Here is a 15,409-nt window from a genome sequence, read left to right on the forward strand (position 1 = left end):
CTTAAAAGAATTATGTAAATATGATTTTTAATAAAAGTAAAATTTCACCTTTGCTTTACAAAATTAAGCTAAAATAGAAAGCTTTAAAGGAGAAAGAATGAGTGAATATATAAATTTGATATTAGCCCTTTTGCTTGCGGTCCTTGCATTTGCATTTTATAGGGCGAGCAGGGCTTTAAAAAAGACTAAAGATGAGAGTCAAAATTTATCTGTAAGTACTGAAATTTCACAGCTAAAAAGTATCGGTGAGCTATCTGTCTTTCAGGTATATAGCAAAGAGATCGTCACAAAAACCGACCATGCGTTTGGAAATTTTGGCAAAGAGTATCTAAGGTGGCTGGTAAGCGAAAAGAAGCTTTCGATGATATTTGAGTTTGAGATAAATTTCATTTACGATCTAACTAGCCCAAAACTTGAGATCATGCAGATCGCAAACTCTAGCTATAAAATAAAAATGCCCACATGTAAGTATAAATTCTCAATCGCAGATATGAAATTTTATGATGAGAAAAATGGCAAATTTATACCATTTTTACTGCCTGATTCGCTAAATGGTTTTTTTGGAAGCACATTTACAGAAGAGGACAAAAACAGACTTATAGAAGAGGCTAGAAGTGAAGTAAAAAAGATGAGCGTCCGTCTTATCTCACAGCTTCAAAGCAAGATCCATAAATCGGCTCGCGACACGCTTGAAGCGATCGCAAAGAGCTTTGGGGCAAACAAGGTCGAATTTGTTTTTGATGATAACGATGAGCAGATAAATTCACAGCTAAATTTAGAAAATATCGCATAAATTTAAAGGAGAAAAAATGAGTTTTAATTCACAAGAGGTTACACAAACTCCAGGAAATAACACCGTCTTTCAAACTTGGGTTTTAAAAGATGATAAAAAGGCGTGCCAAGAGGGCTTTGCTAGACTTTGTGCTTTGGTTATAAATTTAAACAAAACCGCAAAGGTTAGATTTGGTGCGGGCGAAAATGTAAACTGTGTCCTTGGCATTGGACACGATGCGTGGAAAAAGCTAGCTATCACAAAGGCACTGCCAAAAGAGCTTGTAAATTTTAAAGCGATCAAGGGCGACAAGCACGAGGCTGTTAGCACAAAAGGTGATTTGCACATTCATATCCGTGCGTTAAATGCGGCTGATTGCTTTGACATGGCACAAAGTGTAAAGGGTGTGCTATATGAATTTGCTGATCTTATAGACGAGGTGCAAGGCTTTAAATACCACGACGGTAGAGCGATTATTGGCTTTGTTGATGGCACTGAAAATCCTGATGGCGAGGATAGAGATCTTTTTGCAAAAGTGGGCGACGAGGATGCTAAATTTAAGGGCGGAAGCTACGTTTTTGTGCAAAAATACTTTCATAAAATGCAAGAGTGGAACGCCACAAGCGTGAGCGAGCAAGAAAAGGTGATAGGCCGCTCAAAGCAGCTTGATATCGAGATGAGCGAGGATGAAAAGCCTAGCAACTCTCACTCAGCCGCAGCAAATGTTGGCGATGATAAAAAGGTCGTGCGCGGCAATATGCCTTTTACTGAGGGCAGCAAGAGTGGCACCTACTTTATAGCTTATGCGAGTACGTTTTCGACCGTTGAGGCAATGCTTAAAAAGATGTTCATAGGCGAGCCAAAAGGCAATTCAGATAGGCTACTTGACTTTAGCACGCCAGTAACTGGTGCACTCTTTTTTGCGCCGACTATCGATATGCTAAGCGAGTACGAGGGTTAAATTTACAGTGGGGTGAAGCAAAAGCCCCTTTAAATTTATAAGGAAAAAGATGCCAGAGTGGTTTATCTACGCAGCTCTTTCAGCTATATTTGCTGCACTCACTGCACTCTTTGCAAAGCTTGGCGTAAAGGACATCGACAGCGATTTTGCAACATTTATAAGAACGATAGTTGTCGTTTTTATGCTTGTTTTACTTCTAAGCGTGGCTAAAAAATGGCAGCCACTAAGCTCTCTAAGTCCCAAAAACTGGCTCTTTCTCATACTTAGTGGCATAGCTACTGGGTTATCTTGGCTCATGTATTTTAAAGCAATGCAAGTAGGAAAGGTTTATCAAGTGGCTTTGGTTGATAAATTTAGCGTTGTGCTTGCTATCATTTTGGCTGTCATCTTTCTTGGTGAGAGGCTAAATTTAAAAGAAATTTTAGCCATCTGTCTTATCGTGTCTGGCGTATTTTTACTCATTTTTAAATAAAATTTTCTGCATTATTCTTAAAATATATTTTTAATTTTAATTTATAATTAATCAAAAAGCTCCTAAAATTTGAATGATTTCATTTTGAAGGGAGAAATATGAAAAAAATCATTTTTTCAGCCATCGTGGCTTGTGCGGCATTTGGTGCTAGTGTAAACTACACAGATGTTGTAAAAGATGTTTACGGTGATGCTGGCTCAACAAAAAGTATAGGTAGACTGCTACCAACCAATGCAGTTGAAATTTTACAAACAAGCGGCGATAGAGCGCAGATCAAAGTAAAAGGCTATCAAAATCCAGCCGTTAGCAACGTAGTTTATTTTGCTGATGGTGTTAGGATCATCTCAGTGGCATTTGCTAAAACTGCACCTTTTGACATCAAAGTCATAAAAGAGGGCAAAAACGGCAAATGGAATGAGGTAGAAACAACAGTTTTTGTTCAAAAAGATGGTTTTAGTGCTGACGTAAATGCGATGTTTGCAAAAGCTGATAAGATGTATAAAGAGGGCTGTGGTGTTTGCCATGCGTTGCCTCAAACCACACATTTCAACGCAAACCAATGGCCATCACTTCTAAAATCAATGATCGGCAGAACTGCAATAGAGAAAAAAGACGAGTGGTTGGTTGTTGAATACCTTCAAAAACACTCATCTGACGTAAATTTAGGCAAATAAGTAAAACCTAGCAGGCTAAATTTCACTAAATTTAGCAAGGAAAAAGGCTTAAATTTAAAAGGTTTTACTTAAGAAAAATCAAAATTTAGATCGCAGACTTGCGATCTTAGGCTTTAGTGCGGGATCAAACCGATGGGGTTTGTCGGAGCTTGGGCTTGCTCAAGCGAGAAGTTAAAAATGAAAGGGAGATAAGATGAACGAGAACAGACGAGAATTTCTAAAAAAAGGCGCTACAGCAATTGCAGCAACACCTTTGCTTTCAAGCGTAACAGCTTCAAATTTATTTGCTGATAGCATAAAAAAGAGTGTTTTAAGAGATAGCGAGGTTATCACAGCCGCTCACTGGGGTATGTTAAAAGTAACAACCAAAAACGGTGTAGCAGTAAAGTCAGAGCCTATCCAAAAAACAAGTGAAATTTACAACCCACTTCAGCACTACACACCAGATATGATCTACAAAAGTCGTATCAAACGCCCAGCAGTTAGAAAGAGCTACCTTGAAAATCCAGATAATCCAAAGCCAGAGCTTCGCGGCAAGGATGAGTGGGTTGAGGTGCCTTACGAAGAGGCGATCAAGCTAGTTGCAAGAGAGCTTAAAAAGACAAGAGCGCAAAAGGGCTTGCAAAGCGTTTTTGCAGGCAGTTACGGTTGGAAGTCAAGCGGAAACGTGCATAACTCAAGAATTTTGCTTCATAGATTTATGAACCTTAGTGGCGGCTTTGTTGGCTCGTTAGGGGACTATTCAACAGGTGCTAGCCAGATCATCATGCCTCACGTTGTTGGTAGTATCGAGGTCTATGAGCAGCAAACTAGCTGGCCAGTCGTGCTTGAAAACTCAAAAGTCGTAGTCATATGGGGTGCGAACCCACTTGCGACACTTCGTATAGCTTGGACATCGACTGATGAGCAAGGCTTTAAATACTTTGAAGAGCTAAAAAACAAAAAAGATATCAAAGTGATCATTATCGACCCTATCAAAAGCGACACAGCGCAATACTTCGACAAGGCCCAGTGGATCGCCCCAGTGCCAAACACCGACACAGCGATGATGCTTGGTATGATGCACTACCTATACGAGAGCGGCAAGTATGATAAAAATTTTATTGAGACCTATACAACTGGCTTTGATAAATTTCTTCCATATCTACTTGGCAAGACAGACAACACTCCTAAAAATTTAAAGTGGGCGAGTAAAATTTGTGGTATCGACAAAGATACTATCAAAGAGCTAGCTGATACATTTGTCGCAAACCGCACTATGATAATGAGTGGTTGGGGTATGCAGCGCGCTCACCACGGCGAGCAACCACACTGGGCGATGGTGACACTAGCAGCTATGATCGGTCAGATAGGACTTCCGGGTGGAGGATTTGGCTTAAGCTATCACTACTCAAACGGTGGCGCACCAACATGCAAGGGCGCAGTCATTGGCGGCGTAAATAGCGCAAGTGTGGGTAAATTTAACGATAAAGGCGAGTTTATCGGCACAGACACAGGCGAGTTTGACAAACGCGATCGCTTCGTCGCAAAGGCAGCTGCAGCAGCAGGTACAGGCCAAAGTTGGCTACAAAAGGCAACCAACTATGCCTTCCCGGTAGCTCGTATCGCTGATGCATTGCTACATCCTGGTAAGGTGATCGACCACGACGGCAAAAAGATCACTTATCCAGACATTGATTTTATCTACTGGGTCGGCGGCAACCCACTTGTGCACCACCAAGATACAAATACAAATTTAAAAGCGTGGAGAAAGCCAAGAACAGTTGTCGTACATGAATCATACTGGACACCGACAGCAAAAATGGCTGATATCGTATTCCCAGTCACTACAGAGTATGAGAGAAACGACATTACCATGACTGGTGACTACTCAAATATGAACATCGTACCGATGAAACAAGTCGTTGAGAAATACCACGAGGCAAGAGATGACTACCAAATTTTTATCGATCTTTGCAAGGCTTATGCTAAAAATTTAGTCGTTGCCTACACAGATAACGGCAAGGATGAGTTTGACTGGATCAAAGAGTACTATGACGCAGCCTACGCTCAGGTCAAGGCTGTGCCAGAGCTAACTACTGATATGAAGCCATTTGAAGAGTTTTGGAACGAGAACAAGCCAGTTACATTTGCCTCATCTCAAGATAGCGATAGCTGGGTGAGATTTGGCGAATTTAGAGAAGATCCTGTACTAAATGCTCTTGGAACCCCAAGCGGTCTTATAGAAATTTACTCAGAGACTATTGAAAAAATGGGTTACGACGACTGCAAGGCGCACCCAATGTGGTTTGAGCCGATCGAGTGGCTAGGCATGAAAGATAAGCCAGCTAAATTCCACATGATAAGTGCTCACCCAACTGACCGCTTGCACTCACAATTAAGCCAAACTTCACTTCGTGACAACTACGCTATCGCAAACCGCGAGCCTATCTGGATTAACGAAAAAGACGCAAAAGAGCTTGGTGTACAAAGCGGCGACTTGGTGCGTGTATTTAATGCACGTGGTGAGGTTTTAGCAGGTGCTCACGTGACTAAAAACATCAAAGAGGGCGTTGTAAAACTAGCTGAGGGCGCTTGGTATGACGGCTTTGATAGTGGAATTTGCAAAAACGGCGGTGCAAACGTATTAACCATAGATATCCCAACAAGTAAGCTAGCAAACGGCAACATCAGTCACACAGCTCTTGTAAATATCGAGAAATATAAAGGTGGCGAGGCGTTAAAGCTTACAGCTTTTGTTGAGCCAAAAATTTCTAAATAATATTAAAAGCAGGGGAGCAATCTCCTGCTTTTGAACTTAAAATTTAAAACAAATCTTCTATTCACAAAAAGCTTAAATTTATATTTAAAGCCCATAGTTCTATAAATTTGTGTTTTGCAATGGATGTTGAGGTGATAGGTATAATTTTTGTTGATTTTGAAATAAAAATTTCTAGATTTGAATGATCAGTTATAAATTTTTATAAAGTCTTTTTAAAAGCCAAATTATCGGACTTTTAAAGATAAAATAATCACTAAAAAAACTCACTTTTTTACCTTAATAGATACAATTTTTGATTAATTATTTAAAAGGCGTTAAATGTAGTATAAAATTAATTTTAGTTTTAATTATTTTTGGATAGATTAAACAGATTTTTATTTAAAGGAGGAAAGATGAAGTCCATAACTTCTAAAATAGCGATAATTATAATTTCGCTACTTGTTATTTCGTTTGCTGCTATTTCAGCAGTCAGTTACTACACGGCTGAGAACAAGGTTATTCAGCTTGTTAGCCAAAATCAGGCGCAAATTTTAAAGGATGTCAAAACGGTCACAGATTCGTTCTTAAAAGACTATATTGACACAGTAAAAAAACTTGGGACAAGTATTCAAAAAGTCCAACATAGTGAAGATGAATTGTTAAAGACATTAACGCTAGAAAAAGATCGGTCAAATTCTGTAGTAGGCGATATTTATTTTGGTAGAGAAGTTGATGGAAATCATTTCCTAATTAACAATGTTAAATTAGTTCCTGAAAAGGATAATTACGACCCTCGTAAACGTGGCTGGTATATACAGGCAAAAGCTGCTAATCAGGCTATATATACCGAGCCTTATATAGATGCTATGAATAAGATTTTGGTTATGACATTTGCAGTGCCTGTATATGATGGTGGTAAATTTGTGGGTGTTACGGCGATAGATCTAAAAATAGACGCTCTAAGCAAAAAAATCCTTGATATGGGCAAGACTGAGTATGGTTACGTTTACGTTATGAATAAAGACGGCGTGATACTGATCCATTCAAATCCAGACATTGTCGGTAAGGCAGTTGAGTCTACACTATATCTCTCAAAACAATATTCAGAAAAGCAATTTGACGAAAACGGCCTTATTTCTTATGTTAACGACAAGGGCGAAAACGTAACTGCCAAAATTCTTCCTATAAACGATCAAGGTTGGCTAGCTGTTGCAGCTATTGGAGCTGATACATTCTCAAGCAATACTATGCCTTTACTAAAAGCCCAAGTGGTTTTGGCGATAGTCTTTATAGTCATACTTTCGAGCATTGTATTTGTGCTTCTTAGAAGATCACTAAGCCCGATTAAAACTATCCAGACAAGTCTTGAAGATGCGTTTAAATTTATCACTTACGAGACATCAAAAGCTCCTGAAAAGATAGCAGTAAGCACTCAGGATGAATTTGGCAGAATGAGTGAGGCCATTAATGAAAATATAGAAAAAGTGCTTAGTGGCGTTAAAAAAGATAGTGCATTAATAGATGAGATGAACGGTATAGCAAATCTTATGATAAAAGGGCATATGGGCGCTAAGATTAATTCTGTTCCTAATAATCCAGCTTTAGTTCAGCTAAAAGATTTGTTAAATAAATTCTTTGCGTCAATTTCTGAAAATTTAAAAGGTATAGCTATAGTTTTAGCCTCTTACAATAAAAATGACTATACACCTAGAGTAGAGCTAAAACCTGAACTAGAAAGCGATCTAAAAGATATGATAGTCGGTCTTCAAAGCGCAGGAGATGCTATAAGCAATATGCTAAGTGAAAATTTAAAAGAAGCTCAGATGCTAGAAGAGAAAGCTAAAGTATTGGCTGAATCGATGAAAACATTAACTGACGGAGCTCATAAACAAGCAGACTCCATCCAAGAAAGTGCAGCAGCCATAGAAGAGATGAGCAGTTCTATGAATGCTATTAGTCAAAAAGCTAGTGACGTAACTAGACAAAGCGAAGAGATCAAAAACATTATAGTTATCATTAGAGATATAGCCGACCAAACAAACCTACTAGCTCTAAACGCAGCAATAGAGGCAGCACGCGCAGGAGAACATGGTAGAGGATTTGCCGTAGTTGCCGATGAGGTTAGAAAACTAGCTGAAAGAACTCAAAAGTCACTTGGCGAAATCGAAGCTAACGCAAACGTTCTAGCTCAAAGTATTAATGAGATGAGTGAAAACATTAGAGAGCAAAGTGAAGGTATAAATATGATAAATCAATCAGTTACTCAAATAGATGAGATAACTCATCAAAATATCTCTATTGTAAATAATACCAACGATATAACTGCTCAAATTGATGACATGGCTAAGAATATAGTAGCTGATGTTAGAAAGAATAAATTTTAACTTTTAGAGTATCGAATTTAGGGGTTTTGACTCCTAAATTCTAATTTTATTATCACTGATGTTGACCAACTAAAATTAAAAAATAATCCAAAATTATTACTAATATATTCATTGCTATTTTGTAATTAATATTATTTAAGACTATTTAATATAAAAAAATATAGAATCACACCTTAAAATTTTTTGTAAAGGAAAAGTAAATGCGCTCAATAGCAAATAAAATATCACTAATGCTGATTTTAGCACTGTTTGTGTCGTTTTCAGCAATATCTTTAGCTAGTTACAATACAGCTCACGATAAAACAGTGGAGCTAATAATCCAAACTCAAAAGCAAATTTTAAAAGATGTAAAAGCAACGCTAAATAACTTTTTTGATAACAATCAATATGCTATAGAAAAAATAGCCGATACCCTTACTCAAATAGGTGAAAAAGATGGCGAACTAAATGCTAATGGAATAAATTTAGCCTTAGCTCAAGCAAAAGCAGTATCTGGAAAAGAGATTACTCTTATTTTTGCTGGCTATGAGGATGGAGCTATGTTTAGATCAACTGGTCAAAAAAATAAACCTGGATATGATCCGAGAGTCAGAGGTTGGTATAAGCAAGCTAAAGCCGAAGGTAAGTCAATATACACTGATCCGTATATATCTGCTTCATTAAACGAAATGGTTATAACCTTTGCTACACCTATTAAAAATGTTGGAGTTACCGGTATAGATGCGTCTATTGAAGAGCTGAGCAACAAAATATCTCAAATTAGTAAGACTGAATACAGTTATGCTTTTGTCATTGATCAACAGGGTAATGTCATCATGCACCCAAACAAGGAATTAGTAGGCAAACCTCATGATATTGCTAAAAGTTTAGTAAAACAATATCAAGAAAAGAAATTTGATAAAAATGGACTGATAGAATATAAAAATACTAAAGGTAAAGATGTTTACGCTTATGTGCTAGAACTAAACGACAAAGGCTGGTTGGCAATAACGGCAATGAATCAAAGCATATTTAGCTCGCATACTTTCCCTATCTTAAAAATTCAACTTATCTTAGCTATCGTATTTATAGTTGTCTTGTCGGCAGTCGTATACTTCTTACTCAAAAGATCACTTGGACCAATCAAAACAATCACAGATGCTTTGGTTGGATTCTTTAAATTTTTAAATTTTGAGATAAAAGAGCCAGTTGTTTCAAAGGTAAATACAAAAGACGAATTTGGCGTAATGAGCAAGCTGATAAACGACAATATAGCTAAAATTTGCGACAACGCCAACCAAGACGCTAGAGCGGTATCTCAGTCCGTAGAGGCCGCAAAACAGATAGAAAACGGAAATTTAAGAGCTAGGATAACCGACAACCCGGCCAACCCGAAACTAGTCGAGCTAAAAGACGTTTTAAATAAAATGCTAGACGTTTTAGAGCACAAAGTCGGTAGCGATCTAAACGTAATCCAAAAAGCTTTTAACGATTTTAGAAAATCTGATTTCACGTCAAGGATCGCAGACGCCAAAGGCGATGTCGAGCTTGTAACAAACGAGCTAGGTGAAGAAATAGCTAAAATGCTTGAATTTAATCTAAAACAAGCTCAATTTTTAGAAGAAAAAGCTAAAATTTTAGAAGAATCTATGAAACATGTAACTCAAGGTGCTAGTGCACAGGCAAATTCTCTTCAAGAAAGTGCAGCAGCCATAGAAGAGATGAGCAGTTCTATGAATGCTATTAGTCAAAAAGCTAGTGACGTAACTAGACAAAGCGAAGAGATCAAAAACATTATAGTTATCATTAGAGATATAGCCGACCAAACAAACCTACTAGCTCTAAACGCAGCAATAGAGGCAGCACGCGCAGGAGAACATGGTAGAGGATTTGCCGTAGTTGCCGATGAGGTTAGAAAACTAGCTGAAAGAACTCAAAAGTCACTTGGCGAAATAGAAACTAATGCAAATATCCTTACTCAAAGCATTAACGAAATGAGTGAAAGTATCAAATGGCAAAGCGAAGCTATAAATTTAATTAATCAAGGCGTATCTCAGGTAGATGAGCTAACTAAACAAAACGTTAGGGTGGCAAACGACACCAACGCAGTTACTGTTGAAGTGGATCAGATGGCTCAAGCTATCGTACAAGAGGTGAGAAAAAAGAAATTTTAAAATAAAATTTATCAAAGGAGGGTTTAGATGAAAAAGGTAGCAAACAAGATAGCTTTTATCATTTTTGCATTATTGGCCGTACTATTTACTATATTTGCGGCCATGAACTACAATAGTACTAAAAATACTATTTTGGATGTTTCGGCAAATTCAAAGGAGGCCATATCGCGTTCTTTGGAGGTTTATGCTGAAGAGTATCTTGGTACTAAGGTTTTTGCAGTAGAGAGTCTAGCGCGATATATAGAGGAAAATCCTCATCTTATGACAGATAGAGAACAACTTAAAGATCGCTTGATGACCATGGCTGTTACGGTAGATATACCAGAGTTTTTTATAGGTTTTGCTGATAATGGCGAGCTTTATGACGCAGTCGCTCAAGAGGGCAAGGGACCTAAATTTTTAAATTTGACACCTGAAAAGGACAAATTCGACTCCAGAGAAAAAACTTGGTATAAACAAAGTGTCTCTAAGGATAAACTCATTTTTACGGCTCCATATGTAGCTCAGTCGAGTGGAAAGTATACTTTGACATTGGCAAAGTCGATCGTGGTAGACGGTAAAGTTGTCGGCGTAGTAGCTGCGGATTTGTATTTGGATGATGTCGCAAGCAGCTTAACAAAATCAAAAGAGTCAAAAACTAGCGTCCCAGTAATAATAGATTTGGAGTCGCAGCTTTTGGTTTATCATCCTGATAATAAATATATTTCATCTTCTGATCCAGAGTTAAAAAAAGCTATCGAATTTATCGTAAATAACTACAATAAAGACGGTGGTAAAGCATTTTTTAATAAATTTGGTGGTGATGAAAAAATTTATTCATGCCAAAAATACGATAAAGCAAATTGGCTTATTTGCTCAGATAATTCGGTAAAAGATTACGATCCTATATTAGATAGTGTTTTGTTAAACCAGTCAATATCTTCACTCGTATTTATAGCGATTATCGTTGTTATTTTGGTGTTTATAGTTGGATATTTTTTGAAGCCTCTTGGTATCATATCAAGCGCGCTAGATGCATTTTTTAAATATCTAAATTACGAAACCAAAGAGCCGCTTAAGGCAAATGTGGCCACAAAGGACGAATTTGGAGTTATGGCGGCGCTTATAAATGAAAATATAAGCAAAGTAGAGGTGTCAAATGTCGCTGAAAATAACTTTATCAAAGAAGCAAACGTTTTTGTGGATAAGATAAAAGCGGGCGACTTTATGGCAACTCTTGACGCGCATACCTCTAACCCTGCACTAAATCAGCTAAAATCTACTTTTGCTCAGCTTCAAACGGCTCTAAAAGATGCGATTGCCGAAAATAGCAATGAGGTTATAAGATTGCTAGATAGCTTTAAAGCGCAAGACTTTACAAAAAGGCTTGATGATAGTGGCAAAATGGCTGTGGGCATCAACTCGCTAGGCGAAGAGATCACAAATATGCTCAATATAAATTTAGAGCAAGCTAAGTTGCTAGAAGAAAAAGCAGGCATTTTGGCCGAGTCGATGAAAGAGCTCACAAACGGCGCTAACGTACAAGCAAGCTCGCTACAAGAAAGCGCTGCTGCAGTCGAGCAGATGAGTAGCTCGATGAACGCTATCAGTCAAAAGACCGGCGACATCATAAGACAAAGCGAAGAGATCAAAAACATCATAGTTATCATTAGAGATATAGCCGACCAAACAAACCTACTAGCTCTAAACGCGGCTATCGAGGCAGCGCGTGCAGGCGAGCACGGACGCGGTTTTGCCGTCGTTGCAGATGAGGTTAGAAAACTAGCCGAAAGAACTCAGAAATCACTTGGCGAAATCGAAGCCAACGCAAACGTACTAGCTCAAAGCATCAACGAGATGAGTGAAAGCATCAGGGAGCAAAGCGAAGGCATAAATATGATAAATCAAAGCGTAAGCCAGATCGATAATATTACAAAGCAAAATGTCAATATTGTGGCCGAAACAAACGAAATCACTGTTCAAATAGATGATATGTCTAGAGCCATAGTAGCTGACGTTAGAAAGAATAAATTTTAATCTTATAAACTGCTAGTTTATGAGTTTTATATTAATATTTCATCCCCTGATTAGGGGATGAAATTAACTTTAAATAACTTTATAAATTATAAATCCAAGTAAATAATAATGTGCTATATCTTTATTGAAAATTAAATCGTGTAGATATTGTTTTTTTTAATAAAGTATAGAAAATTTCTGTTAACTTTTTATGTTACCTTTTTACTCAAATATTTAAAAATAATTTTAATATATTTTATTAAGCTTTTTGATAACTACTCTAAAGATTTTAGCTTTTATTGGACCATATTTTCTTTTAAAATACGTATTTTACGCAAGTATTAATAATTTTATATAAAAAAATATCTAAAATTTGTAGTTAAGCTTTTAAATTTTTAATCAATGTAAATCAGTTGTAAATAAGTTTAGCAAGGTTAATATTAATTAAACTTGTTTTAAATCTTTAAAGGAGAAAGAATGAATCGACGAGAATTCATAAAGAGTGCCGCAGCTAGTGCTGCTTGCGCAAGTGCTGGTATAGCTGTGCCAAGCTCGCTAAGTGCAGCAAGCGAAGCAGAAAAAGGCTGGCGTTGGGACAAAGCTGCCTGTAGATTTTGCGGAACTGGATGTGGCATCATGGTTGCAACCAAAGAGGGCAAGATAGTAGCTGTAAAAGGTGACCCAGAAGCACCGGTAAACCGCGGTCTAAACTGTATCAAAGGCTATTTTAATGCTAAGATCATGTACGGCGAAGACAGGATCACTCATCCGCTTTTACGTGTAAACGAAAAAGGAGAATTTGACAAAAAAGGCAAATTTAAGCAAGTAAGCTGGAAACAAGCATTTGATGTCATGGAGGCTCAGTTTAGAAAAGCATATGATGAACTAGGACCTCACGGTATCGGAGTTTTAGGTTCTGGTCAATATACTATTCCAGAAGGTTACGCTGCTGTTAAGCTTATAAAAGGTGGTTTTAGAAGTAACAGTATTGATCCAAACGCAAGACACTGTATGGCAAGTGCAGTTGTTGGTTTCATGCAAACATTTGGTATAGACGAGCCATCAGGCTGTTTTGATGACATTGAGCTTACAGATACTATTGTGGCTTGGGGCGCAAACATGGCTGAAATGCACCCAATCCTTTGGGCACGCGTGAGCGATAGAAAGCTTAGCGATCCTGATAAAGTAAAGGTAGTAAATTTAAGCACATATTCAACTAGAACTTCAAATCTAGCTGACATCGAGATCATTTTTGCTCCATCATCTGACTTGGCTATCTGGAACTACATTGCTCGTGAGATAGTTTATAACCACCCAGAGATGATTGATGAAGAATTTGTTAAAAAACACTGTGTATTTACAACTGGTCCAGCCGATATCGGATATGGTCTTCGCACAGACATTAATCATAAAAAATATGCTCCAAGCGAGCTAGATACTGCTGCTACTGAGAAGTCAAAGGTGGTAAGTGAGGCTGAGGGTGTTACACTTGCATATCTTGGACTAAAAGCTGGTGATACACTAGAAAATAAAAATGCTGCAAAAGCTGGCGCACATTGGCAAATAACATTTGAAGAGTTTAAAAAAGCTCTTGCACCTTACACGCTTGACTTTACAGCAAAGGTGGCAAAAGGCGATCCTAACGAAGACATTAATGAGTTTAAAGCAAAACTAAAAGCACTTGCTGATTTTTATATAGAGAAAAACCGCAAAGTTGTTAGTTTTTGGACGATGGGCTTTAACCAACACCAACGTGGTACATGGGTAAATGAGCAAGCTTATATGGTTCACTTCTTACTCGGTAAACAAGCACTTCCAGGTTCAGGAGCGTTTTCTCTAACCGGTCAACCAAGTGCGTGCGGTACAGCAAGAGAGGTTGGAACATTTGTTCACCGCTTGCCAGCTGATATGGTTATTGAGAATCCAAAACATAGAGAGATAACTGAAAAAATTTGGAAACTTCCTGCCGGAACACTAAGCGGTGTACTAGCTTCTCACTACGTAAAAATGATGCGTGATCTTGAAGATGGTAAGGTTAAATTTATCTGGGTTCAAGTAAACAACCCATGGCAAAATACTGCAAACGCAAACCACTGGATAAAAGCGGCTCGTGAGATGGATAACTTCATCGTTGTAAGTGATCCTTATCCAGGAATTTCTGCAAAAGTAGCCGACCTTATTCTTCCAACTGCGATGATCTATGAAAAATGGGGTGCTTACGGTAACGCTGAGAGAAGAACACAACACTGGAGACAACAAGTACTTCCTGTTGGTGAAGCGATGCCTGATATTTGGCAAATGATGGAGTTTAGTAAGCGCTTTAAGCTAAAAGATGTTTGGGGTGAGAAAAAAGTAAATGACAAAGTTACACTTCCAAACGTGCTCGATGCTGCAAAAGCTATGGGATATAGCGAAGAAGATACGCTATTTGATGTACTTTTTGCTAACGAAGAGGCTAAGAAATTTAGTGCAAACGATCCTATTATGGAAAACTACGACAATACAGAAGTATTTGGTGATAGCAGAAAAGTGATCGGTTCAGATGGTAAAGAATTTAAAGGATATGGATTTTTCGTTCACAAATATCTTTGGGAAGAGTATAGAAAATTTGGCGTTGGCCACGGCCACGACCTAGCTGACTTTGACACATACCATAAGGTAAGAGGTTTAAGATGGCCAGTAGTTGATGGTAAAGAGACTCAGTGGAGATTTAACACTAAATTTGACCCATATGCTAAAAAAGCTGCTCCAAATGAGAAATTTGCATTCTATGGCAACAAAAATGCAGCACTTCCAACAGGAGATCTAAAAGGCGTTACAAATAAAGATAAAACATCTCTTGCAAATAAAGCAAAAATTTTCTTCCGCCCTTATATGGATCCATGCGAGATGCCAAGCAAGGAGTATCCATTCTGGCTATGTACTGGCCGTGTTCTAGAGCACTGGCACTCAGGCACTATGACTATGCGTGTTCCTGAGCTTTACAGGGCTGTTCCAGAGGCACTTTGCTACATGCATGAGGATGATGCTAAAAAACTTGGCGTAATGCAAAACGAGATCGTTTGGGTTGAATCACGTCGTGGTAAGGTAAAAGCAAGAGTCGATCTAAAAGGTAGAAATAAGCCGCCAGTAGGTCTTATCTATGTGCCTTGGTTTGATGAAAACGTATTTATCAATAAAGTAACACTAGACGCTACTTGCCCACTCTCAAAAGAGACTGACTATAAAAAGTGTGCGGTTAAAATTTATAAGGCGTAA

General features: G+C 38.0%; 8 protein-coding genes and 4 pseudogenes. All 12 read left to right on the forward strand.

Features of this window, described 5'->3' with window-relative positions; translation table 11 throughout:
* The first annotated feature begins 97 nt into the window (after positions 1–97).
* The 12 genes and pseudogenes from ACTTKV_RS02070 (at position 98) to napA (ending at position 15,409) form a co-directional block, all read left to right on the forward strand.
* Positions 98–793: a DUF4230 domain-containing protein gene (locus ACTTKV_RS02070; protein ID WP_442549012.1), complete on the forward strand. Its 696-nt coding sequence runs from the start codon at positions 98–100 to the stop codon at positions 791–793.
* 16 nt (positions 794–809) lie between these two features.
* Positions 810–1,733: a Dyp-type peroxidase gene (locus ACTTKV_RS02075; RefSeq protein WP_442549013.1), complete on the forward strand. Its 924-nt coding sequence runs from the start codon at positions 810–812 to the stop codon at positions 1,731–1,733.
* Positions 1,734–1,782: 49 nt separating this feature from the next.
* A complete protein-coding gene (locus ACTTKV_RS02080; protein WP_442549014.1) occupies positions 1,783–2,205 on the forward strand; it encodes an EamA family transporter in 423 nt (140 codons plus the stop codon).
* A gap of 98 nt (positions 2,206–2,303) precedes the next feature.
* Entirely contained in the window at positions 2,304–2,879 is a 576-nt protein-coding gene (locus ACTTKV_RS02085; RefSeq protein ID WP_442549015.1) for a cytochrome C, read from the forward strand.
* Positions 2,880–3,072: 193 nt separating this feature from the next.
* Positions 3,073–5,640, forward strand: a complete 2,568-nt coding sequence (locus ACTTKV_RS02090) for a molybdopterin-dependent oxidoreductase (RefSeq protein WP_442549016.1) — start codon at positions 3,073–3,075, stop codon at positions 5,638–5,640.
* 392 nt (positions 5,641–6,032) lie between these two features.
* A pseudogene (locus tag ACTTKV_RS02095) lies at positions 6,033–6,815 on the forward strand (cache domain-containing protein); the annotation flags it as partial.
* A gap of 816 nt (positions 6,816–7,631) precedes the next feature.
* Positions 7,632–8,003, forward strand: a pseudogene (locus ACTTKV_RS02100) (methyl-accepting chemotaxis protein); the annotation flags it as partial.
* A 230-nt stretch (positions 8,004–8,233) separates the two neighbouring features.
* Positions 8,234–8,974: pseudogene (locus tag ACTTKV_RS02105) on the forward strand (cache domain-containing protein); the annotation flags it as partial.
* A gap of 741 nt (positions 8,975–9,715) precedes the next feature.
* The gene (locus ACTTKV_RS02110; RefSeq protein ID WP_442549048.1) at positions 9,716–10,156 is read left to right on the forward strand and encodes a methyl-accepting chemotaxis protein; all 441 of its coding nucleotides are present in this window, start codon (positions 9,716–9,718) and stop codon (positions 10,154–10,156) included.
* Positions 10,157–10,456: 300 nt separating this feature from the next.
* Positions 10,457–10,747 (forward strand): annotated as a pseudogene (locus ACTTKV_RS02115) (PDC sensor domain-containing protein); the annotation flags it as partial.
* Between the two features lie 309 nt (positions 10,748–11,056).
* Entirely contained in the window at positions 11,057–12,172 is a 1,116-nt protein-coding gene (locus ACTTKV_RS02120; RefSeq protein WP_442549049.1) for a methyl-accepting chemotaxis protein, read from the forward strand.
* 456 nt (positions 12,173–12,628) lie between these two features.
* Positions 12,629–15,409: a nitrate reductase catalytic subunit NapA gene (gene napA / locus ACTTKV_RS02125; RefSeq protein ID WP_442549017.1), complete on the forward strand. Its 2,781-nt coding sequence runs from the start codon at positions 12,629–12,631 to the stop codon at positions 15,407–15,409.

The sequence above is a fragment of the Campylobacter sp. genome (assembly GCF_052169515.1).
Taxonomy (GTDB): domain Bacteria; phylum Campylobacterota; class Campylobacteria; order Campylobacterales; family Campylobacteraceae; genus Campylobacter_A.

What these genes read in the sequence shown, in the direction of transcription:
- ACTTKV_RS02070 (WP_442549012.1), top strand. Translation starts at nt 98, where the DNA reads ATGAGTGAATATATAAATTTGATATTAGCCCTTTTGCTTGCGGTCCTT.
- ACTTKV_RS02075 (WP_442549013.1), top strand. Translation starts at nt 810, where the DNA reads ATGAGTTTTAATTCACAAGAGGTTACACAAACTCCAGGAAATAACACC.
- ACTTKV_RS02080 (WP_442549014.1), top strand. Translation starts at nt 1,783, where the DNA reads ATGCCAGAGTGGTTTATCTACGCAGCTCTTTCAGCTATATTTGCTGCA.
- ACTTKV_RS02085 (WP_442549015.1), top strand. Translation starts at nt 2,304, where the DNA reads ATGAAAAAAATCATTTTTTCAGCCATCGTGGCTTGTGCGGCATTTGGT.
- ACTTKV_RS02090 (WP_442549016.1), top strand. Translation starts at nt 3,073, where the DNA reads ATGAACGAGAACAGACGAGAATTTCTAAAAAAAGGCGCTACAGCAATT.
- ACTTKV_RS02110 (WP_442549048.1), top strand. Translation starts at nt 9,716, where the DNA reads ATGAATGCTATTAGTCAAAAAGCTAGTGACGTAACTAGACAAAGCGAA.
- napA (WP_442549017.1), top strand. Translation starts at nt 12,629, where the DNA reads ATGAATCGACGAGAATTCATAAAGAGTGCCGCAGCTAGTGCTGCTTGC.